The 23,412-nt window shown below is 35.7% G+C and carries 21 protein-coding genes and 1 riboswitch; of the genes, 19 read left to right on the top strand and 2 right to left on the bottom strand.

Annotated features, from left to right (window positions below):
* The 8 genes from Q0K80_RS02625 to Q0K80_RS02660 all read left to right on the top strand — a co-directional run.
* A partial coding sequence (locus tag Q0K80_RS02625) for a glycosyltransferase family 4 protein (protein ID WP_294602729.1) occupies nucleotides 1-696 on the top strand: 696 nt, incomplete at its 5' end.
* Nucleotides 696-1,721, top strand: coding sequence for a lysylphosphatidylglycerol synthase transmembrane domain-containing protein (locus tag Q0K80_RS02630; RefSeq protein ID WP_294602731.1), 1,026 nt, complete (start codon nucleotides 696-698; stop codon nucleotides 1,719-1,721). The genes Q0K80_RS02625 and Q0K80_RS02630, both read left to right, overlap by 1 nt.
* 69 nt (nucleotides 1,722-1,790) lie before the next feature.
* A complete protein-coding gene (locus Q0K80_RS02635; protein ID WP_294602733.1) occupies nucleotides 1,791-3,851 on the top strand; it encodes an LTA synthase family protein in 2,061 nt (686 codons plus the stop codon).
* A gap of 68 nt (nucleotides 3,852-3,919) precedes the next feature.
* Nucleotides 3,920-4,153: a preprotein translocase subunit SecG gene (secG, locus tag Q0K80_RS02640; protein ID WP_294602736.1), complete on the top strand. Its 234-nt coding sequence runs from the start codon at nucleotides 3,920-3,922 to the stop codon at nucleotides 4,151-4,153.
* A gap of 73 nt (nucleotides 4,154-4,226) precedes the next feature.
* Nucleotides 4,227-6,551 carry a ribonuclease R gene (gene rnr, locus Q0K80_RS02645; protein ID WP_294602738.1) on the top strand — a complete coding sequence of 775 codons (2,325 nt, stop codon included), beginning with the start codon at nucleotides 4,227-4,229 and terminating at the stop codon, nucleotides 6,549-6,551.
* A 9-nt stretch (nucleotides 6,552-6,560) separates the two neighbouring features.
* Nucleotides 6,561-7,019 (top strand): SsrA-binding protein SmpB, encoded by a 459-nt coding sequence (smpB, locus tag Q0K80_RS02650; RefSeq protein WP_294602739.1) that lies wholly within the window; start codon nucleotides 6,561-6,563, stop codon nucleotides 7,017-7,019.
* A 434-nt stretch (nucleotides 7,020-7,453) separates the two neighbouring features.
* Nucleotides 7,454-8,110, top strand: coding sequence for a nitroreductase (locus Q0K80_RS02655; RefSeq protein WP_294602740.1), 657 nt, complete (start codon nucleotides 7,454-7,456; stop codon nucleotides 8,108-8,110).
* A 90-nt stretch (nucleotides 8,111-8,200) separates the two neighbouring features.
* A complete protein-coding gene (locus Q0K80_RS02660; RefSeq protein ID WP_294602742.1) occupies nucleotides 8,201-9,547 on the top strand; it encodes a hemolysin family protein in 1,347 nt (448 codons plus the stop codon).
* Nucleotides 9,548-9,587: 40 nt separating this feature from the next.
* On the opposite strand, the gene hpt is transcribed toward Q0K80_RS02660, so the two are convergent.
* The gene (hpt, locus tag Q0K80_RS02665) at nucleotides 9,588-10,157 is read right to left on the bottom strand and encodes a hypoxanthine phosphoribosyltransferase (RefSeq protein WP_294602744.1); all 570 of its coding nucleotides are present in this window, start codon (nucleotides 10,155-10,157) and stop codon (nucleotides 9,588-9,590) included.
* Between the two features lie 238 nt (nucleotides 10,158-10,395).
* Here hpt and Q0K80_RS02670 point away from each other — a divergent pair, with 238 nt between their 5' ends.
* Both Q0K80_RS02670 and Q0K80_RS02675 read left to right on the top strand, forming a co-directional pair.
* On the top strand, nucleotides 10,396-11,478 hold the full coding sequence (locus Q0K80_RS02670) for a M42 family peptidase (protein ID WP_294602746.1): 1,083 nt from the start codon (nucleotides 10,396-10,398) through the stop codon (nucleotides 11,476-11,478).
* A 75-nt stretch (nucleotides 11,479-11,553) separates the two neighbouring features.
* Nucleotides 11,554-11,643: riboswitch (TPP riboswitch) on the top strand.
* A gap of 41 nt (nucleotides 11,644-11,684) precedes the next feature.
* On the top strand, nucleotides 11,685-12,263 hold the full coding sequence (locus Q0K80_RS02675; RefSeq protein ID WP_294602748.1) for an ECF transporter S component: 579 nt from the start codon (nucleotides 11,685-11,687) through the stop codon (nucleotides 12,261-12,263).
* A gap of 44 nt (nucleotides 12,264-12,307) precedes the next feature.
* On the opposite strand, the gene udk is transcribed toward Q0K80_RS02675, so the two are convergent.
* Complete coding sequence (udk, locus tag Q0K80_RS02680) at nucleotides 12,308-12,949, bottom strand: uridine kinase (protein ID WP_294602750.1); 642 nt, start codon at nucleotides 12,947-12,949, stop codon at nucleotides 12,308-12,310.
* A 178-nt stretch (nucleotides 12,950-13,127) separates the two neighbouring features.
* Here udk and Q0K80_RS02685 point away from each other — a divergent pair, with 178 nt between their 5' ends.
* The 9 genes from Q0K80_RS02685 (at nucleotide 13,128) to Q0K80_RS02725 (ending at nucleotide 23,411) form a co-directional block, all read left to right on the top strand.
* Nucleotides 13,128-14,006, top strand: a complete 879-nt coding sequence (locus Q0K80_RS02685) for a LysR family transcriptional regulator (RefSeq protein WP_294602753.1) — start codon at nucleotides 13,128-13,130, stop codon at nucleotides 14,004-14,006.
* Nucleotides 14,007-14,096: 90 nt separating this feature from the next.
* Nucleotides 14,097-15,572 (top strand): FAD-binding protein, encoded by a 1,476-nt coding sequence (locus tag Q0K80_RS02690; protein ID WP_294602756.1) that lies wholly within the window; start codon nucleotides 14,097-14,099, stop codon nucleotides 15,570-15,572.
* A 13-nt stretch (nucleotides 15,573-15,585) separates the two neighbouring features.
* On the top strand, nucleotides 15,586-16,320 hold the full coding sequence (locus tag Q0K80_RS02695; RefSeq protein ID WP_294602759.1) for an SDR family NAD(P)-dependent oxidoreductase: 735 nt from the start codon (nucleotides 15,586-15,588) through the stop codon (nucleotides 16,318-16,320).
* A 12-nt stretch (nucleotides 16,321-16,332) separates the two neighbouring features.
* On the top strand, nucleotides 16,333-17,775 hold the full coding sequence (locus tag Q0K80_RS02700; RefSeq protein ID WP_294602761.1) for an FAD-binding protein: 1,443 nt from the start codon (nucleotides 16,333-16,335) through the stop codon (nucleotides 17,773-17,775).
* A gap of 6 nt (nucleotides 17,776-17,781) precedes the next feature.
* A complete protein-coding gene (locus Q0K80_RS02705; RefSeq protein WP_294602765.1) occupies nucleotides 17,782-18,312 on the top strand; it encodes an MFS transporter in 531 nt (176 codons plus the stop codon).
* Nucleotides 18,240-18,977 carry an MFS transporter gene (locus tag Q0K80_RS02710; protein ID WP_294602768.1) on the top strand — a complete coding sequence of 246 codons (738 nt, stop codon included), beginning with the start codon at nucleotides 18,240-18,242 and terminating at the stop codon, nucleotides 18,975-18,977. Before Q0K80_RS02705 ends, Q0K80_RS02710 begins: the two co-directional genes overlap by 73 nt.
* A gap of 202 nt (nucleotides 18,978-19,179) precedes the next feature.
* Nucleotides 19,180-21,939, top strand: a complete 2,760-nt coding sequence (locus Q0K80_RS02715) for a sigma 54-interacting transcriptional regulator (protein WP_294602771.1) — start codon at nucleotides 19,180-19,182, stop codon at nucleotides 21,937-21,939.
* A gap of 151 nt (nucleotides 21,940-22,090) precedes the next feature.
* Nucleotides 22,091-22,561 (top strand): PTS sugar transporter subunit IIB, encoded by a 471-nt coding sequence (locus Q0K80_RS02720; RefSeq protein ID WP_294602774.1) that lies wholly within the window; start codon nucleotides 22,091-22,093, stop codon nucleotides 22,559-22,561.
* 10 nt (nucleotides 22,562-22,571) lie between these two features.
* Nucleotides 22,572-23,411, top strand: coding sequence for a sugar phosphate isomerase/epimerase family protein (locus Q0K80_RS02725; RefSeq protein WP_294602778.1), 840 nt, complete (start codon nucleotides 22,572-22,574; stop codon nucleotides 23,409-23,411).
* The last annotated feature ends 1 nt before the right edge of the window (nucleotide 23,412 follow it).

Below are 23,412 nucleotides of genomic sequence, written 5' to 3' on the forward strand. Positions count from 1 at the left end.
TTTATAGATAAGTTGGTTAAATATGGCATAAAACGCGAAAACGTTAAATATATTCCTAACTTTGTGGCTAAAGATGAATTTTATCCTGAAAGACAAGAAAAAAAGAACGCGTTTCGTCATCAGCTGGGTATACCCCTTGATAAATTTGTTGTTTTTGGTGATGGCCAAGTACAGGAACGCAAAGGGGTTGATGACTTTGCAAAACTGGCTGTGGCTAATCCAGAAATGCAATTTATATGGGCAGGTGGTTTTTCTTTTGGAAAAATAACAGATGGCTATGACCATTTTAAAAAATTAGTAGATAATCCACCCCAAAATCTCAAATTTACAGGAATTATCGATCGACAGAAGCTTGTTGATTATCTCAATATAGCGGATTTATTTGTTTTGCCATCTTATGATGAATTGTTTCCTATGTCTGTACTTGAAGCCTTTAGTTGTGGAACGCCAGTCTTATTAAGAGATCTTGACTTATATCAGGCAATAATTAGTGGCTATTACATGAAAGGGCACGATTTTACAGAAATGAATAATCAATTGCAGGCAGCAGCCCAAGATCCAGCCATTTTAAATAAATATAGTGAACTGTCTGCTGCAGCTAGTGCCAAATACTCAGAGGACAATCTGGCACGGATCTGGGATGAGTTTTATCACGAGCAATATGAAATCGGCCGGAAATTAGGACAAATTTGCTAATGAATAAAAAGCACTTGTGGGGCGTTGCCATCGTTCTTTTAATCAGTGGTATTGTTTTATATATTGATTTAAGATCAACTCCTGTTGCCCAGTTAGAGCAGGCAACTCGTAATATCAATGTTATTGCTTTAATTTTGGTGTTCGGCTTAATGCTTCTTTCTTATGTTTTTGAAGCCAGCATTTTAGCCGTTTTAAGTGAACGTAAAAATGAGCCGAAGCGTTCGAAATGGTCTTTTTTCAGAATCCCTTTAATTCAAGCCCTTTTTAATGCAATCACTCCGATGTCAACTGGAGGACAGCCTTCGCAATTAGCTGCAATGGTGCAAATGGGCATTGAAGGTGGTCGTGCAACTTCACTCCTGCTTATGAAGTTCATTATCTATCAAATTGTAGTGTTTTTGGCTTATGTCACGACAATCGTTACCGGCTTTCACATGGTAGCTACTAAGTTTGCCGGTTTAGCTATTTTCATTGCCATTGGCTTTTTGATTCATGTTGGTTCGATCATCTTTTTGCTTGCAATTTTGTTTGCCTATAACTGGACTAAAAATGCTGCTAATTGGATCATGAACTTGCTTGCTAAATTTATTAATCGAGATCGTGTCAGTGTTTGGCGCCAAAACACACTTGAAAAGATTGATACTTTTTATGGTGAAAGCCAAAAATTAAAAAAGGAAAAAAAGAAGTTAATTATTTGTGGCATACTAACCGTTTTACAGCTATTATGCTTTTATTCCATCCCTTACATGACTTTGGTTACGTTAAACGTACCAGCTAATTGGGCGAGCGTAACGCAAATGAATATTATGATTATCATGTTTATGGCGATAATACCAATTCCGGGAGCATCCGGAGGAGCAGAATATAGTTTTCAGACTTTGTTTTCTACCTTTATTTCCTCCAATGGTAGGTTAATTGTAGGGATGTTTTTGTGGCGCTTTGTGACCTACTTTTTTGGCATGATCTTAGGAATTTTTGGCTGGATATTTAAGCCTAAAAAAGTAGTGAGCCCGTCAAATAATTAATTTTTATTAAAATCCCTGCTTATAACTACAGTTAAGGGTAAGATATAAGCTTAGTGAGAGGAGAATAAGATGACACGGATCAAGTCTTTTCTACAATGGCTGACACAAACCAAACTAGGCTTTTTTACTATTGTTTTAGTGACCTTTTGGTTAAAGACTTACGTTATTTATCTGACAAAATTTAATCTCGGTGCTGAAGGTGCAATGCAGAATTTTCTGTTGCTTTTAAATCCTTTACCAGCAGGCTTGCTTTTATTGGGCATTAGTCTTTTCTTTAAAGGCAGAAAATCATATTGGATTTTGATTGCAACTGATTTTGTACTCAGTTTATGGTTATTTGCCAACATTCTTTATTATCGTGAATTTTCTAATTTTTTGTCGTTATCAATTATTAAGACTTCGGGTTCAACAGCGGATAATTTAGGTAAAAGTATTGTTGGGATTACCCGGGCAACTGATTTTTTAACTTTCATTGATATTGCCCTAGTTATTATCTTGATGGTTAGCAAGATAGTTAAATACGATTTACGACCTTTAAAGCTTAAATTTAATCTTTTACTTGAAGGTATCGCAGTTCTTCTGATAGGGATTAATTTGATGATGGCCCAAAAAGATCGTCCTGGTTTATTGACGAGAACTTTTGACAACAGTTATATTGTTAAATATTTGGGTATGAATGAATATGCCGTTTATGATGCATTTAAGACTGCACAAACAAGTGAACAAATGGCTAAAGCAAATGTTTCTGATTTGCAATCAGTCAAAAAGTACTTGAAGCTTAATTATGTTAAACCCAATAGTGCGTATACTGGAGTAGCCAAGGGCAAAAACGTGATGGTCATTCACCTTGAAAGCTTTCAGCAATTTTTAATAGGGTACAAATGGAAAGGCAAAGAGGTCACTCCTAATTTAAATAAACTTTATCACGCTAAAAACACGCTCAGCTTCTCCAATTTTTACAATCAAGTTGGACAAGGAAAAACGTCGGATGCTGAAATGATGCTGGAAAATTCTCTTTTTGGTTTGCAGTCTGGTTCAGCCATGTCCAGTTATGGTACTTCAAATACGTTTGAGAGCGCCCCTGCAATTTTAAATCAACAGGGTGGATATACTACGGCGGTTATGCACGGCGGCGCTGGCTCTTTTTGGAACCGCAATAATGCTTATAAACAATTTGGTTATGAGTACTTTATGCCGCTTTCTTATTATCAAAATAAGCCCAAATATTACATCGGCTATGGCTTAAAAGACAAGATTTTCTTCTCCCAGTCTATTAAATATATTGAACGTTTGCCGCAACCATTTTATCTTAAATTAATAACGGTTACCAATCACTATCCTTATGATTTAGATAAGAAAAACCAGTCAATTGCTAAGACTGAAACTGGTGATGAAACGGTTGATGGCTACGTTCAAACTGCCCATTATCTCGACCAGGCGATTGGTCAATTAATGCGGTGGCTGAAAAAAACAGGTTTAGATAAAAACACTTTGCTGGTTTTTTATGGCGATCATTATGGTATTTCCGGCAATCACTACAAGGCTAGTGCAGAGCTTCTTAACCAAGATGAATTTACTAATTTCGATAATCTGAAGTTCCAACGGGTTCCGTTGATGTTCCATATGAGGAGCCTAAAGGGTGGCATTAAAAAAACCTATGGTGGAGAAATTGATGTACTACCTACACTGCTTAATTTACTTGGAATTAAGAACCAAAAAATGATCCAGTTTGGTCATGACTTGTTAAGTAAAAAAGCACCTCAAATAGTTGCACAACGTAACGGTGACTTCATCACGCCGTTATATGCCAAAGTTGGCAGCACCTATTATGATACCAAGACAGGCGAAGAAATAATTAAGCCAGATAAAAAATTAAAGGCTGAGCTGGTAGCAATATCAAACAAAGTAACAACTCAGCTTTCATTATCTGACCGTGTTATCGCTGGCAATCTTTTACGTTTTTACCATCCCAAATGGTTTAAAAAGGTGAAGCCGCAAGATTACGACTATAATGAGCAAAAGGCTCTGAAAAAACTGTATTCAAAAAATAAAACTTCTCTGTGGTATAAAAATCATCAGAAAACAACACAAAATAAATTTAAAACTGATGCTCCGGAGCTCGAAAAATAAAACTCGAAATTAAATCTATTTTGTGCTAAAATTTACCAGTAACGTATCTGTATATTGGAGGCAGCGCATTGTACAATTTATTTATGACGCTACTAATTATTGTTTCAATCTTAATCATTATTGCGACAATGATGCAGCCGCAAAAACAGCAAGATGCATTGAATGCACTCTCTGGCGGTGCAGTTTTTAGTGGTCAAACGAAGAAACGTGGTTTTGAAGCATTTATGGAAAAAGTAACCTCTGTTTTACTGGTTCTCTTTTTCGTTTTTGCTATTGTATTAGCTTATTTGTCTTCAAAATAACTAATGGTTCCTCCCGATCAAGCGATGGGAGGACTTTTTTTATCTTTTTAATGAGGAAATGGAGTTAAAGTGCATGGCACAAAACGAGAACATCTTAGCTAATGTTTTAGAGATTTTTCGTCATAATCCTAAAAAACAATATCAAGTAGAACAAATTGACCGTATGTTACGTAGAAACAGACTCGGCAATTTTTCTGATATGGTCAAAGCATTATCTTATTTAGAACAAAAAAAGAAAATAATTACTGACGGTAACGGTCACTACCAATTAGCGCAGGAAAATACTGAAGTTGAGGGAATATTTAAAGCTAACAGTAAGGGCTTTGGCTTCGTCAAACTTGATAATGAAGATGCTGATGATATTTTTATTGCCCGCGACTACACTGAATATGCTGTTGACGGGGACAGTGTTAAGGTTAAGATTACTGCAGGTGGTAATCCCTGGAATGGTAAAGGTCCTGAAGGTCAAGTAGAGCAAATTCTTGAGCGGGGGACCAAGACACTTGTGGGCGAATTTTACCCTATGACCGATGCCCAAGTGAAAATTAGTCATTTTATTGGTTATGTTCTAAGCTCAAATAAAAAGCTGGCCAATTATCGGGTTTATATCAGCCAAGACGGTTTGCGTCCTCAAAAGCAGGACATTGTTAAAGTAGCTATTGCAAGTTACCCTGACAAGAACAACCCCGATTCAATGACCGGAGTAGTTACCAATATCATTGGTAACAAAAACTTACCTGGTGTGGACATTATGGCGATCGTTTCAGAGCATGACGTTCGCACTGAATGGGCCGATGATGCTCTTGCTCAAGCTAATGCCATACCTGATCATGTAACTGAAGCTGAAATGGCTGACCGTGAGGATATTAGGGATCAGCCTGCTGTTACAATTGATGGTGATGATTCAAAGGACTTTGATGATGCAGTCGTGTTATGGAAATTGCCTAACGGTAACTATCATTTAGGTGTTCATATCGCTGATGTGGCTCACTATGTGACAGAAAATTCCCCTTTGGATAAGGAAGCATTTACCAGAGGCAACAGTACTTATTTAGTTGATCGCGTTATTCCAATGTTGCCTTTTAGGCTTTCAAATGGCATATGCTCCCTCAATGAAGGTCAAGATCGATTAGTATTATCCTGTGAAATGGAAATTTCTCCTGAAGGACAGAGGGTTAATTATCGTATTCATCCTTCAGTGATGAGATCACATGGCCGAATGACATATAACAATGTCAATAAAGTTTTAGATCCTGATAATCATGAAGAGCTTGAAGAAAAATATGTTAAACTTGCTCCCATGCTGCAAGATATGGCTGAACTGCACAATATTTTATACCAGCAGAGGCATCAACACGGTGCAATTGACTTTGAAGAACCTGAAGCAAAGATTATTGTGGATTATCAAGGTAAACCAAAGGATATTGTGTTACACGATCGCGGAATAGCTGAGAAGATGATTGAATCCTTCATGTTACTGGCAAATGAAACTGTTGCGGAAGACTTTTATCGTAAGCACGTTCCGTTTCTATATCGTGTGCATGAAACTCCTGATGGTGAACGGATTAAGAGTTTCTTTGAGTTTTGCAGTGTATTTGGTTTGCATATTACAGCTGATCCTAACCATGTTAAACCAATTGATTTACAAAAAGTAGTTGCTAAAACTACTGGTACTCCAGAAGAAGCTGTAGTCCAAATGATGATGCTTCGCAGTTTAAAGCAGGCACATTATTCAGAAGAACCTTTAGGGCACTTTGGTTTGGCAGCTAAGTTCTATACCCACTTTACTTCACCAATCAGAAGGTATTCAGATCTGATGGTTCACAGAATGATTCACGCTTACAGTGAAAAAGGGACTGACAAGAAGGTACAGGATCATTTTGCCAGTTATTTGCCAGATGTGGCTGATCAAACTTCAACTCAAGAAAGAGTTTCTGTTGATACTGAAAGAGAAGTTAATGATCTAAAAATGACCGAATTTATGGCTGATAAAGTGGGTGATCACTTTGATGCTGTAGTGTCTTCTGTTACCAGCTTTGGTATGTTTATTCAATTACCAAACACTGTAGAGGGACTTATTCACATTTCCAATTTAACAGATGATTTTTACAATTATAATGAAAAAAGTATGACGCTAACTGGTCGTGGCACTCATAAACAGTATCACGTAGGGATGCCTCTTAAGGTCACTTTGACAAATGCCAATGTTGAACAACATCAACTGGACTTTGAAATATATGATCCCAATGCCCCTAAAAAGCCTCACAATAAACGCGGCGTTAAAACTGAAAGGCGGGGTAATCGGGGTTTTCGTAATGATCACGCACATAAAGGTCACTACCGTAACAATTTTCAAAAAAATGGCAATCATCCACATTTAAGTAGATATAAACATTAGGTTGAAAAATTGAAAAAAGAAAAAAATGAGAATTTAATTGCTCAGAATAAAAAAGCACATCATGACTATTTTATTAAGGATACGTATGAAGCCGGTATTGCTTTGACAGGTACAGAGATTAAATCCGTACGTGCAAGACGTATTAACTTGCGCGATGGCTATGTCCAAGTTATTAATGGTTCGGCTTTTCTCGAAAATGTCCACATTAGTGAATATAAGCAAGGTAATCGTTATAACCATGAACCTCTTCGTTCAAGAAGATTACTTTTGCATAAAAAGGAACTTGCACGACTTGCTAAAGATCAGTCTACGCGGGGTATTGCAATTATCCCTTTGAAGGTTTATCTTAAACATGGTTTTGCCAAAGTTCTTATTGGTGTTGGCCAAGGAAAGAAAAAATATGATAAGCGCGAGACCATTAAGAAACGTGATCAAGAGCGTGAATTACGCAGGCAATATAAAATTTAAGAACGGTTTAATTAGTTTTCTAGTTGAACTGTTTTTTAATTCTGCATTTGTTTTAAAATTAGCAACTTATCAGCGCTTTGTTTGTTTATTTATATATAATTAACTAATAATATTGTGTAAATGCAGTATAAACGGCTTTTATGCTTTAAACAGAAGTTGTCCTTAGAATAATTTTGCTAGAAATATTTTATTAATCTTACTGAATACCTTTGCAATATTGTGTATAATTTATTAATATAATTAATGTTTATATGACTGAATTTATTAGATAGTAATACTTTAATTTATAGCTTGATATAAAAGTGTAAACAAGTGAGTATAGCAAAAAACGAGTGTTTTTGATTAATTCTATCTGTTTTTAAAATTTTAGAGAGATTTTGTTTAATAAGTAGAGTGTTTGATAATGCTATTTGTATGTAAGGATTTGAGTCGTAATGGAATTTGATAAAGTTTATAACCATGAACGAGTTACTCGCAAGTTTACTAATAGAAAAGTTAAGGAAGAGTTACTTGCTAATATTATTAAAAGGGCACAAATATCCCCGTCACTGCTTAACTCGCAACCTTGGAAGGTATATATGTTAACTGGTAACGCACTTGCTGGTTTAAAAAAAGAGGTCAAAGCTCAAATAGAGAACAATGTTGAGCCTCATGAAGATTTTGTCAAAATGCTGTCACTTGATTGGGATTCATATCCCAGTCAAAATATGGCTGCAGTTGGAGCTTCACAACCATATTTTTTCAATAATAAAATGGAATTATTTACAGAATCAAATAACAATATGTTTAATGCCCAGGATGTGGCATTTCTTACGATTCCCAGAAATTCTCCCATTTGGTCTGTTTATGATTTAGGGATTTTTTCACAAAGCATCATGTTGCTGGCACTTAATGCAGGATTAGCAATTATGCCGGCACACTCAATGGTGTCTTATCCTGAATTAGTGCGTAAATATGGCAAAATTCCGGAAGACGAGCTTATTGGTATGGCAATTGGATTAGGATATCAAGATAATGCAGCTGAGGTCAATGATCCCAAATTTTATCCTGATCGTTTGCCATTCAAAAAAATATATAAATTAGTTAAATAGACAAGTACTACAATTTAAATAAAGCGCTATTAATGATAAAATATTTAATAGGAAATTTTCACGGTTATACTGATAAGGATGATATAGATTTTGAGTACAGCCCAAATAGTTACTAATTTAATAGCAACTTTAGTTATTTTTGTTTTTGCATCATTCTTTGTTGCTGCAGAATTTGCTTTGGTTCAAACCAGACCCAGCCAGCTTGAAGATATGTTGTCTAATAAAATTGGCAACCATCGCAAAGTAAAGCGCGCTTTGCATATGACTCATAATTTAAATGAATACCTTTCAACGACACAGGTCGGAACTACTTTAGTTGGTGTAGTTTTGGGCTGGTTTTCAGCGGATACTTTGGCTGCAATATTTGAGAGAGCATTTAATTTAGTAGAACTTAATCATGCAGTAATTCGTTCGCTAAGTGCAATTTTAGGTGTAATTTTGTTAACTTATTTAGAAGTCGTTGTAACAGAAATTGTACCTAAGAATATTGCAATTGACATGCCAGTAAAAATTTTGCTTAAAATTGTGACCCCTTTGCAGCTTTTCCATACCTTGGTTTATCCTTTCGTTTGGTTACTTAATGCTAGTTCAAATGGCCTACTTAAAATGTTAGGTTTTGAGCCGGCTGATGAAGAAAATCAGGTTTACTCTCAATCAGAAATCATTAAATTATCGCGAAAAGCTGTTCACGGTGGTTCGCTTGATAAAAATGATCTGACATATATGAAACGTGCTTTTGAGCTGAATGATAAAATAGCCAAAGATATTATGACGGATAGAACTCGATTAGTTGTTATTAATTCAACTAATTCTATCAGGCAGGCCCTTAAGTTGTACTTGGATGAAGGTTCAAGTAGAATTCCGGTTGTTCGAGATAATAACAAAGATGATATTGTTGGTTATATCTATGCTTTTGATGTTATTCAACAGAGCCAGATTGACGACAAGGTGCCAGTTACACGTATTATTAGAACAATGATTACAGTACCTGAATCCATGCCAATCCAAGATATTTTGCAGTTAATGATTAAAAAGCACACGCCAATCGTTTTGGTGGTGGATGAATATGGCGGCACCAGTGGAATAGTCACGGATAAGGATATCTATGAGGAACTATTCGGTACGGTTAAAGATGAAATAGATGACGTTTCTGATGATTATATTATTAGAGACCAGCAAGGTAATATTCATGTATCGGGCAAAACGACCCTATATGATTTTGCAAGATATTTTAAGACTGATTTAAAAAGTTTCCAAGATAGTGATATTATCACCATCGGTGGCTATATGATGGAACACTATCCAGACTTAAAAAAGGGCGAAAAAGTCAAATTAGAGGGTTTTGAATTTAAGCTCGATGATATCGAACAGGGTTTCATGCGTTGGTTTATCGTTAAAAATATTAACGATAAGGCACAAGAATCTCAAGAAGAATAAAAACATTTAAAAAGAGTTGTCTACAAAACAACTCTTTTGTTTATTTATTATTAACCAGTTTAATAATTTCGGGCTTTAATACACCAATATAACGCAGGTTACGGTAATAATTCATGAAATCAAGGCCGTAGCCTACTACAAACTCATTACCAACCTTTGAACCATAATATTCAACATCAACGTCGACGTTACGATTTGCTTCCTTGTTAAGTAAAACGCAACATTTAACGCTTTTTGCTCCACGCTTTTCGAGCAACTTTTTCATAAAGTCTAAAGTCAGACCAGTGTCAACAATGTCTTCAACGATTAAAACATCACGCTCTTTCACATCAGATGCTAAATCAGAAACTAGCTTAACTTTCCCGGAAGACTCCATTTCATTACCGTAGCTTGAGACATCGAGAAAATCAATTTCAGCTTTGACGTCCATTTCTCTAACCAAATCAGTTAAAAAGAAAACAGCACCTTTGAGAGCACCAACGATTAAAGGTTTCTTACCAGCATAATCGTTAGTAAGCTGCTTTCCTAACTTAACACACATTTGGTGAATGTCATCTTCACTAAACAATTTATGATCAATAATATTATTAATATTGTCGTTTTTTGGCATTTATCTACCCTTCATTGTAAAACAATTTAAATTCCTAATATTTCGATTATATCATTTTTTTGCTAAAAAAACAGACCATTTTCAACTATTTTCACTTTTTTTGCGGTCAATTACGTACAAAAAGTAGCTATATTGTCAAAAGCAGTAAGATAATTCTCGATTTGCTTAAATTTTTAACGTGCAACCTCAGTTTTTGGTAAAATTAAAGAATAAGATATTTTTAGTGAAAGGTAAAAAAATGCAAAAACAACAAGAAATTAAAATGCTCAAGGCTTTTTCTGATGCCAATTCCACCTCCGGCTTTGAAGGAGAATTTGTTAAACTATTTACCGCAACTGTCCAAGATTTTGCTGACGTGAAAGTTGATGGTATGCTCAATGTGTATGCCAGCAAAAAAGAAAACCAACCGGGTCGGCCAGTGATTCAACTGGATGCACATTCAGATGCTGTTGGCTTTATTACCCAAGCTGTCCGTCCTAACGGCATGATTAAATTCGTGCCCCTTGGCGGCTGGGTTAAATATAATATTCCTGCTCTGCGCGTAAAAATTAAAAATCGTGCAGGTGAATATGTCCCTGGTGTTGTAGCTACTAAACCGCCTCATTTTATGACTGCAGCCGAAAAAAATAATGTACCGGACGTAGCCGATATGTCAATTGACGTTGGTTCCAGTTCACGTGCCGAAACAATTAATGATTATCAAATTGATACTGGTTGTCCTATTTTTGTGGATGTCAAATGTGAATACAATGAAAAATCTGGTTTGTTTTTCGGCAAAGATTTTGATGACCGCTTCGGCGCAGCTGCTATGGCTGATGTTTTAGACAATTTAAAGGGTGAACAAACTGAGTTTAACGTTGTAGCAGCACTTTCCAGCCAGGAAGAAGTCGGTCTGCGCGGAGCGTACGTTACAGCACGTGCAGTAAAGCCTGATTTAGCGATCGTTCTAGAATCCTGTCCAGCAGATGATACCTTTACCCCAGAATGGTTGTCGCAAACTGGACTGAAGAGGGGACCGATGTTACGTGACATGGACACTTCGTTTTTGCCTAATCCTAAATTTCAACAGTATGCCTGCGATTTGGCTGATAAGAATAACATTCCGTACACCCGTTCTGTTCGCACTGGCGGGGGCCAAGATGGAGCAGCAATTTATTATGAAAATGGTGCACCAACCATTGTGATTGGTATTCCTGTTCGTTATGAACATTCTCCTTATTGTTTCAGTGCTTATTCAGATTTTAAAGCATCTGTTGATTTGGCGCTTGCTATTATTCGTGATTTAACTAAAGAAAAGCTGGCAAGTTTTAGTCAATTTTAATGTCATTAACTACATTAATTGTCTAAAATAAGGAACAAATTTAGTTAAAGTATGATATAATAGTAAAAATTGAATAACAGTCACTAGGGGTGCCAAAAAGCTGAGAAATACCCTCTGAACCTGATCGGGACAATACCTGCGTTAGGGAAGTGTAAAATTAGGTAATAATGATACTCCTACTGACATGTAAAGTTAGGAGTATTTTTATGTTTACTAGAACTTCAAAATGGAATGTAAAGTCGATTATTTTAATTGCGTTAATTGGAATTATTATGGGAGTCATTTATACATATGGCTTTAACTGGGCTTTTAATTTAATAAAAATGCTGTTGGTGCCCACAGGCTTTGCACCGGTGACTGATACTGCTTTTACTGGTTTATGGCTTATGGCCGGACCTTTAGCGATGTATTTTGTCCCTACTGCAGGGTCAGGTACGATCGGTGAATTATTAGCCTCTGTGGTTGAAATGGCCATAGGTGGTCAGTGGGGTGCCACGACAATTCTTTCCGGAATTATTCAAGGTGCTACTAATGAAATTGGCTTTTTCCCTAAAAAAGAACGTTATCAAAATTTCACTTGGAAAAGCGTCTTAACTGGTGCGTTTTTTGCTTCCTTTGGCTGTTTTATTCCCTCATATATTTTATATGGCTGGAGCAAATTCAGTATGCAGGTACAAGTAGTAATGCTTATTACTAATATCATTTCTGCTCTGGTTTTTGATGGCGTTTTAGTTAAACTGATTACGAATTTATTTGATAAAGCATTGAAACCAAAAATAGCCTAAATATTTAAAAAGGAGTATTGCTCTTTGAAGCAATTACTCCTTTTTTATTTTTCTTTTTTACTTAAAATTGAGTGTACCTTAGTTGTAAGCATATCAATGGCGACATCATTTTTACCGCCTTCTGGAACAATAATATCCGCATAGCGTTTGGTAGGTTCAATAAATTGATGATACATCGGCTTAACTGTGCTTAAATATTGTTCAATCACAGAGTTAATGGACCGGCCTCTCTCATTTAGATCACGTTCTAAACGTCTGATAAAGCGGATATCGTCATCCGTGTCAACGTAAACTTTGATATCCATCAAATCACGAATTTTTTTGTTAGCTAAAACCAAAATTCCTTCAAGAATAATGATATCGGCAGGTTCAGTATGAATGGTCTTTTGACTACGGGTATGCTCTTTAAAATCGTATACAGGCATCTCGACTGACCGATAATTTAGTAAGTCTTGCAACTGTTTTCTAAGCAAAGGAACATCAAAGGCATCTGGATGATCATAGTTGATGTTCCTTCTTTCACTCATAGGAATCCCAGTATTATCTTTGTAATATGAATCCTGGGTCATAATCAAAACGTGTTCATTCTCTTGCATCTGGGCAACAATTTTTTGCGCAATGGTAGTTTTCCCGCTACCTGAACCACCGGTAATACCAATTACTACAGGCTTTTCAAGTCTAGACATTATGCCACTCCTTTTTTAATCCTTAAACATTTTACTTTACTTTTGCCATAATTACCAACAGTTAAGGTATATTTGATAATTAATGCTACTTTTCTATTGAATACGGTTTAAAGTTGGCTAAATTTTTTATATTATAAATGTGAAAAAAGTAATTTGTGTTAAATAGCATAGGTGCAAAATGAATTATAACTTAATGCCAGTAAAATATTTTGTTGATGTCGTTCAAACTCACGGCTTTATTTCAGCAGCAAGGAGAAACTATGTTTCAGAAACAGCTGTCAGTTCAGCTATTAAGAAATTAGAAGATGAGTTGGGTCAAAAACTGCTTAACCGTTCTGCTGGTAAATTCTCGTTAACGCCAGTAGGAGAAGTTTTCTATAAACGCAGCGTAGAAATTATCAATTTGTACAGTGAAATTTGGCACCATCCAGATCCAAATCCAGAAAAGTTGTTGCGTGTCCATTTTTTGCAAGGCTTTGAAAATGACGCTGCATTATTTGCTTCAAAAATACCAGATATTTGTCAGCCAAATTTTGACGAAGAAAATTTTGATTCTTGCATCAAAAGATTGATTAATGGTAATTATGACATACTGGTTGGCTTTGACTTAGCCTTTGCCGGCAATAATAAAATAGACTGCCTACCTTTTAGAAAAACTAGTTTTGACTTACTGCTAAATAAAGATGAACTAGGGCAATATCATGGCGATAAGCAGAAACTCGCTAAAAGCAGTATGTTTTATATGCAAAACTGGAAATCAACTGGTATTACTGATATTCAGCTTGCTATGCTTAAAATCTATTGTCAAAATGGTTGGAAATATAAAGAAGTGGCAGAGGTAAACAGCTTTGCAGCTGGATGTTTAAATGTCAACTTTAACGGTGGTATCACAATCGTACCGGAATCCTTTAGTTTACCGCAAAACTGCAATAATATTGAACGGTTAGCACCAGTCCAATTGCAGAAAGCTTTTAATGTGGTAATAGCAATGAATCCAATGGTTTCAACTAAATTTATAGAAATGCTTAAGCATGTGACAACTTTAACTTATCGCTGACAACTTTTATGTGTTAGCGCTTTTATCAAAAATGACATAGAATTCAATTGTAATAAGAATCACAAAATTATCAGAAAGGGTGAGGTTACATTGAATTCTTTTTCAACTGAAGTCGTAGTTGTTGGCTCAGGATCAGCTGGAATTTCAGCTTGCTTTGAGCTTTATCAAAAGCATGTGCCATTTGTACTTTTAGAAAAAGGTAACAAAGTCGGAGGTGCCGGCAAATTTGGTGCTCATGGAGTTTTTGCTATTAATTCCACTGAACAAAAAGAACGGCACGTAAATTATGGCTATCGTGAAGCTTTTAACGGATTAACAGATTACAATCACTTCTTTGTTAATGGTGAATTATTGGCGAGGTTTTTAAAAAAGTCAGGTGCCAATATTGAGCGGTTAGCAGAAATGGGGTTACCGGTAACTGTGGAACAAAGCGAACAAAAAGCGCACCTAAATGATCCACTGGTTTACCATAAATTTAATAATTTTAAAGAAAAAATGGCTAACTGGGATAAATTACCGGATAAATTTACCGCAGCTGGCAATAAGGTAATGTTAGAAACTGCAGCTGTCGATCTAGAATATGATAATGGCTTAAAGGCTGTCATTGCCAAAAATAAAAATGGTGAAGAAATTAGAATTGCTGCTAAAAAAGTAATATTTGCAGATGGCGGCTATTGTGGCAGTCAAGAAATGATGACAGCCAATTTTTCAGATACTAAAGCACTTTTGAATCTGGGAGAGCGCAAATCTACGGGTACGGGAATTAGATTAACACATAAATTAGGTGCAGATTGTCGTCACCACCCAGTTCTTTTTGCCCACGGCTGTGCACCAAGCATGAACATTAATCCTATGAAAAGAGACAGCGCTGTTGAAACTCTAACCAATTTACCATTACTGTGGCTGGATCAAACCGCTAATCGTTTTGTAAACGAGGACGTAGTTTATGATTTTGCTATGTGGGGTAATGCTGCTCATAACGTTAACGGTATGTATTACGTTTTACTGGACCAAAAGACTTTAGATACTTTTAAGCAAAAAGAAGTTAATCTTGAAGACACTTTTGAAAGACAGTTCTGTGACGTAGGACAAACGCCAAGAACAACTGTGGGCCCTTTACCTAATATTCAAACAGACTTTGATAATGCGGTTAAAACGGGTGAAGTTGTAAAAGCAAATACCCTGGAAGAATTAGCCCAGAAGTTATTACTGCCTTATTCTTCACTCACAAGGAGTGTTAATGCCTATAACAAGGCGGTTAAGCAAAAAGAAGACGATACTTTCTTAAAGCCGGCTGCTGAATTATTGTTTGACGTTCAAGAAGGCCCATTTTACGCAATAATTGAGCACTGCGCAATTTTAGGAACATTAGACGGTGTCAATGTTGACCGTAACTGTCAGCCAGTAAAAGAAGATGGCATCCCACTTAAAGATTTATATATTGTTGGTAATAATGTTAACGGTTTATATTCAGATGGCTACCCGAGCTATGAAGGTATTGCTAACGGCTTTGCCTTTGTTTCCGGCTGGATTGCTGCCGAAGAAGCAATTAAGAGTTTAAATTAGGAGGAAAATAAAAATGTTAGAAGGAAAAGTTGCTGTTGTTACTGGAGCTGCTCAAGGTATTGGCTATGCTATTAGTGAGGAATTTGCCAAGCAGGGTAGTGATGTCGTTTTAACTGACTATAACAAGAAAGTGCTGGATGTTGCTGCTGAAATGAATGAGAAATACAACAGTAAGATTACCGGCTTGATTTTAAATGTCATGGATAAAGACAGTATTAAGAGCGGGTTACAAACTATCGTTTCCGATTACGGTAAGATTGATTATGTAATGAATAACGCTGGCGGCGGTGTTTTGAAGCCATTTGCCGAACTGACTGATGAAGATTTTGATAATACGATTAATTTGGACTTGCGTGGTACCTTCTTGTGTATGCGTGAAGAAATCAAACTGTTCTTAAAACAAGGCTATGGTTCAATCGTTAATACCAGTGCTTTAGGCAGTATTTATAATCCTGGTGGTATGGGTGCTTATAATGCAGCCAAAAATGGCATTATTGGTATGACTCAAGCTGCAGCGATTGATTATGCTGATAAAAATATTCGTGTTAATAGTGTTGCTCCCGGCCTAACTAAAACCCCACTTAACGAAGGCGGCTTTTTAGAGAAAGTTTTACCAACAGTACCAATGAAGAGGGCAGAAACAGCTGCCGAAGTTGCTAAAATCTTTGTTTTTGTAGCTAGTGAAGCCACATTTATGACCGGTCAGACAATTCTAAGCGACGGCGGCGTTTCAGTCGGCTTGAAGTAGGGGAGAAAATTCATGTTTCCTAAAAATTCCGAATATAACCTAGTAATCGTTGGTGGCGGCCTTAGTGGCTTGGCAGCAGCTGTCAGTGCTGGCGAGCAGGGCATCAAGACCTTAGTAATTGAAAAAGGCAGGACACTTGGCGGTGACGGCAACTACGTCGAAGGCGCAATGGGAGTCGACAGCTTTTTGCAAAAAGAAAAAGGCATTAAGATTGATCCTACTAAATTGCTTCAAGATGAATTGAACTACTCACATTATGAAGCCAGTGCCCCTCATTTACGAAAATATATTAGTCAAAGTGGCTCAGTAATTGACTGGCTTCATTCTCTTGGAGTTGAGTTTAGTAAAATTGGTCCTCAGGGTAAAAGCTGGCCTACCATTCATACTTTTGCCGGTGGTGGCCATGCTGTGATTACAAAGTTAATACCTAAGACTAAATCTCTTGGTGTAGAAATTGTAACTAGCATTAGTGCGCAAAAAATTTTACAACATAATGGTCATGTCAGTGGTTTAGTCATTAAAAATGAAGCTACAGGACAGTTTAGAGAATTAACTGCAAATAACGTGATTTTAGCTACAGGCGGCTATGTGGATAATCCAGATTTGATTAAGAAGCGGACTCCTGCAACCGAACGATTGCTGTCAGTTAGTGATGGCAAATCTACTGGTGACGGTATGCAACTATCGTGGCAGGCGGGAGCTGAACACTATCAGATGGGCGCTATTCAATATGGTGGCGGCGCTATTTTGGATAAAACACGTCCACCTTTTGTTCATATGCCTGAACAATTGGCGGCAGCAGCAACTCAAGAGGCAATTTTATGGGTAAATGAACAAGGCGAACGCTTTGTTAATGAAGATGTCAATGACAATATGTGTCATGCAGGCAGCGCTCTTTTAACCCAATCAAGAACCTTTTCAATCCTTAATCAAGAAACGGTTGACCATTTAACTAATGTCGGTCTTTACAAGGAAGTAGGCAATTCACCAGTTTCACCTGAAAAGTTAGAACATTTACAAGAAGAAATTATGCGTGACTTACAAAATGGTGATAAGTACTTGACTAAAGCAGATACCCTGGCTGAATTAGCTGAAAAATTGAATTTACCAAATTTGCCGCAAACCATTCAGCGCTATAACGACTTAGTAGCTAAAGGAACCGATACTGACTTTGGCAAAGCTCCCGCATACATGACCCCTTTAAAAGATGGTCCATATTATGCAGTGGAATTGGGTATTGGTATGGCATGTGCAATTGGTGGCATTCGCGTTGATAATAACAATGCCGTTTTAAATTCCTATGGTTATCCTCTTACCGGAGTTTATGCTGTTGGCAATGATGCTGCAGGGATGCTCGTTGGTGATACTTACGCTGTCACTTTACCAGGAAGTACAGCAGGTTATGCTGTATTTTCGGGTAGAAATGCCGTTCAAAGTATTGCTAAAACCCGGTAAAAGTCAATGAATAGTGCTCAAAGAGTTTCTTTTTCAAAAACTCGTATAGGTATCTTAGCGGTTAGTTTGGTTGGCATGGCAGCTTTAGCTATTACACCATCTTACGCTGCCATTGCTAAATTTTTTAGCCTTAATAATACTAGTGTACAAATGCTGACATCTTTACCAAATTTATTTATGATGCTTGCGGGAATAATCATTGGTAAATTGACAGCAAATAAAGTTAATTTAAAAATGTTGACTCTTACTTCAATTCTTTTAGTCACAATTGGTGGGTTATTGCCACTAGTACTGCACACGAATTTTGCGTTCTTACTTTTTTGCTCATGTTTAGTGGGTTTAGGTCAAGGAGCCTGCACCAATTTAACTCAGGTTTTAATCGCACAATTTCTGCCTCAAAGTGAACGTGAATCTACTATGGGTTATCTACAACTTTTATTAATATTGGCGGCATGGTCTTTATTATGGGCGGAGTTCAACTGGCAGCTTCAAGCAACTGGATTAATAATTATTGGATATATCTGTTTTCGCTGCTAATACTTCTAATTGTATTTCTTCTTCTGCCATTTGAAACTGGCATCGCTTCTCAGAATGACACTGAAGCAGCTAATACTAAAATTCATTTAAACAAGTTCGTGTTTTATAGCGCTTTCTGGGCGTTTTTGATAATGTTACTTAATAATGTTTTAAATAATAATATCTCTTTGTTTGTAATGAGAGAAAATCTTGGTGCCACTAGACAAGCAGCATTAACATCTACTATTTCTCTTGTTGGTGGGATGATCTGCGGCTTATTTGTGGGTAAAATTGGCAAAATATTTCGCTATTCTTCAATTGCTCTTTCAATATGTTTGTATGGCATTGCATACTTTTTGATTGGTCTGTTTCATTCACTACTAATTGTCTTTATTGGCAGCTTTATAGTCGGAGCAGCAATGAGTATTGCAATGGGGCAATTTCCTTACTTGATTTCCCTGATTGTCGATGTTAACAGTGTTTCTATGGCTTTGGGGATTTATGTTGCGATTTATTCGGTTGGTGGGGTCGTCAGTCCACTGATAATTAATCCTTTGACTAATTTAGTCAGTCATTTAGGTTTTAATGTCTTTTCGCTAAGCGGATTACTTGCACTATTACTAGCCTTAATTTGTTTACTAGTTAAATTTCAAAAGAGTTTAGTTTTAGCTGCAAAGAAGCAATAAAAGCAGACAATAGTTTATAGTGATGTGAACTACTAAAATTAGGAGACACTTCATAAGTTATTAGCTAAGGACTAACTTTCGATATTCAATCGGAGTTAGTCCTTTTAGTTTTCATCATAGTTTTAAAGACTTATTTTTTCCTCTTGAACGGACTTTATAAAACCGTTACCATAACTTTTAATAGTAAAGGAGGAGGGTTGTCATGAATTTAAAACAAGAGCTGCTTAACTTAATACATGAAGCAAAATATGAAGATATCAAACAATTTTCAACTTCTAAGTTGGCTGCTAGGTTAGGAGTTAAAAGGAACACAGTTAGCCATTACCTTAACCAGTTAGTTAGTGAAAATAAAATTATTAAGATCAAAACAAGACCCGTGATTTTTTTAGATCGAGAAAACCTTACAAAGACTACAAATAAGGTATTAAATCAAGAATATGACAGTATAGAGGACTTAACTAAAAGCTTAAGAAAAACTGATGCATTTTCTGGTGTCATAGGACATGACCAATCATTATATGGTCAGATTAGGAAACTAAAAGCAGCTGCATCCTACCCAGGCAAACTTCCCGTTTTGATTAATGGACAAACAGGAACGGGTAAAACCTACATAGCAAGAAAATTTTTTGATTACTGCGTAGCTGAAGGATGTATACCTTCAAATGGTAAATTTGTTAGTTTTAATTGCGCAGAATATGCTGATAACCCAGAGTTATTGACTAGTACGCTTTTTGGCTATGCTAAAGGCTCATTTACAGGTGCTGAAACTGCCCACAATGGTCTTTTTGATGAAGCAAATAATGGCATGCTATTTCTTGATGAAGTTCATAGGTTGGATCCTAAAGGACAGGAAAAACTATTTTCTTATTTAGACAGCGGAGAAATAGCACCATTAGGTGAAGCAGCTAAAAAGAAGTCGCTAAATGTAAGATTAATTTGTGCTACTACAGAAGATATTAAGAGTAGTTTCTTGGCCACATTTATTCGTAGAATTCCAGTTCAAATTACAATGCCACCACTTTTTGATCGAACAACTAATGAGATTAGATCTTTAATAATATATTTCTTTATACTACATGCAAAAAAAATAAAGAAAAATATCAATGTTAATAATCATGTACTTTTAACTTTGGCCAATACTAAATATGAAAGTAATATTGGTCAACTAAAAAATGATGTCTTGCTTTCTGTAGCAAGTGCTCTTAGTAAAACAGAAAAAAATGATCAAAATAGTATTTATGTTAAATTGGCTGACTTGCCACAGGGAATTTTATTATCTGGTATTTCCTTCTCAAAAGAAATTTGGTCACGGAATAAAAAGAATATATTGATTAAACCAAATAGTAAGATTCAAGATTTTGTTGATAATTACGAAAGCACAAACTACATAGAGAAGACAATGAATCAAATTTTGTCTTTATATGACGAAGTTTCTTTTAATTCTTTTATCTCAAAAGCTTTTGCAAAATTAAATAACTTATGTGATTATCTTATTTTTAAGAAAAAAACTATGGACAAAGGTGAATTGCCCCTTAATCTAATTAAAAAAATGCTTAATCAAGAAGTTGGTTATCTTCAAGACGATTTACGAAATGATTTTAACGGCAATATTATTGTAGCTATTTCTTATTATTTTTATTTTAGACAAGAAAAACATTGGCAATTATCACAGAACCAAAGTAAAACAATAAAAAGAATTGTTAGCGAAATTAATGAAGTAAATTATACAAGTGAAGTTGTAGATACAATTTTAAATGTTGTAAATAATATGCTTAACTTGTATACCGATGATATCGATAAATTATTTTTAGCTATTTACCTGAGTGGGGCACAAAGAAAAAAGAGTTCAAATTTAGTTCATTGTATTCTTCTAGCTCATGGTTATTCGACAGCAAGCAGTATTGCCGATACTGTTAATAAAATTGCCGGTGAACCGTTACTTGATTCTTTTGATATGCCAATTGATATTTTACCGGAGGAGATAGCAAAAAAGGTATCGAACTATATCCATGTCAGACACGTGGTAAATGGCTTAATTCTAATGGTAGATATGGGTTCCTTAGAAAAAATTCCTGAACTATTGCAAATGGACTTAAATTTTCCGGTAGTCATATTAAATAATGTCTCCACACAATTAGCCTTATTTGTAGCTAATTATATAAAAGAGAGAAAGCCTATTGAATCCATCATCAATAAAATGGATGAGACAATTCATAATGATTATCGGATTATTTATCCAAAGATGGTTAAACAAAATGTGATTTTAGTATGCTGTACAACGGGCGTAGGCACTGCAAACAAAATTAAAAAAATGGTTGAGGAAAGTCTACCTTTGAAAAGTAAGGTTCAAGTAATGTCGTGTTCCTATAATTGGCTAAAATTAGAGGATCAAGAAATGGCCCTCAAAAGAAAATATAACGTTTTAGTCGTGATTGGAACAGCGGACCCGAAATACTACAATATTCCTTATATTTCCTTGGAAGAATTAGTAAGTGGATCAAAACTATCAACTTTAAAACGAATATTGAAGGGAATCTTGTCTGATAAGAATCTTGATCACTTTAATGAGTCTATTCTAAGAAATTTCACTATTGAACGGGTTATTAATTCATTAACGATTTTAGATACAAAAGAAGTCATCAAAAATATTGATTCATGTATTAAGTTAATGGACAAATATCTAAACGTAACACTTTCTAATACAACGATGATGGCCTTATTCGTTCATATTAGTTGTATGATTGAAAGAATTATTCGTAACCAAATGTTAGAAACACCACCCAATAATTTTAAGGAAACAGCTCAAAGTGTGAAAACTATAAAAAATATTAGAAGATCACTGCGACAATTGGAGAGAATATATAATATCAAAATTCCGATTACTGAAATTAAATACATTTATGATTTAATTTTTGATACCCAAAACAGTAACCTGGAAATTACAAATACTGAAGATTTTTGACAGAAATAAATTATCTAAAAAACTGTCAAAGAATACTCCAAAATTAAGCGGAAAGGCAACCAAATGAGGTTGCTTTTTTTTGACACTTAGTTGGCACAATAATTGCTAATAGTTTGGTGTAAGGACAAGATTCAGATAAGGAGGAATTAATTTGATTAAATTATTGCGAGTCGATCACAGATTGCTGCATGGGCAAGTAGCTTTTTCTTGGACTCAGGAACTAGGAGTTGATTGTATTCTAATTGCTAATAACGATGTCCCGAATAACGAGATCCGTAAGACAGCCATGAAACTTGCTAAGCCCCAAGGAGTTAAATTAGTGATTAAAAATATTTCTGATTCAATTAAAGCCCTAAAAAGTGGCGTGACCGATAAATACAAATTATTTATTGTTGTTGAGTCCGTTGCAGATGCTTATTCTTTAGCTACTGCATATCCTCAAATTAATCATATCAATTTAGGAGGAACAAAACCGGCAGATGGTACAAAGCAAATAAGTAAAGCTATCAATGTCACAAATGAGGATGAGAGCAAATTAAAGGAGCTGGTAAATCAAGGTTGTGAAATAGAGATTAGACAAGTGCCAAATGATAAAAAAGAATTATATAAGGAAATGATGTAGGTTCTAAATAATGAATAATAAAATTTCAAAGAGTCGTTTGGCAGCCATGAATTATTATTATAGAAACTATTCTTTTGAATATTTTTTAGATTCGGTTAGCCGAAACGGTTTAACTCAGATAGAACTTTGGACAAGTCCACAACATTTCTGGGTTGAGGACACAGGACATCAAAATGTATCTCAAATAAAAAAGAATGTTGCAGATCATAATTTAAAAATAATTTGCTTAACACCACAACAGAGTAATCCCAATTTATATAATTTGGCTGCTAAAAGTAAGCACTTAAGGGATGGATCTATTGCATATTTTAAGAACTTAATCGATGCTGCTGCAGAATTAGGTGTTCATATGATTGCATTAAATTCTGGCTGGGACTTTTATGATGAAGACCCCAAAAAAGCTTGGGAACGGTCGGTGAAAATGATGAAAACAGTAGCCGAATATGCTGCTAGTTGTCAAATTAAAATCGCTGTTGAAGCTTTGCAACCCGATGAGTCTCATTTGGTTAATTCAATCGTTGATCTTAAAACCTATATAGACGATGTTGATGAAAATAATGTGGGAGTAAACATCGATTTGGGAGCCATGGCTAGAAATAGAGAAACTATTTTACAGTATTTTACTGCTTTTGGCTCAAAAGTCATTCATTGCCATTTTGTTGATGGCAACCCAGTTGGTCATCGTTGCTGGGGTGAGGGCGAAAGAAATCCTGGTGACGATTTTCAGGCTTTTAATTCAAATAATTATCAGGGTGATTTTACGTTTGAATTTGGGCAATCTGAATACTTTTTAAACCCTGCGGCAGTGGAAAGAAAGTCACTAGCATTTCTAAGTCCTTTTTTAAAGTAAA

It is taken from the genome of uncultured Lactobacillus sp. (genome assembly GCF_945290125.1).
GTDB classification, from domain to species: domain Bacteria; phylum Bacillota; class Bacilli; order Lactobacillales; family Lactobacillaceae; genus Lactobacillus; species Lactobacillus rizhaonensis.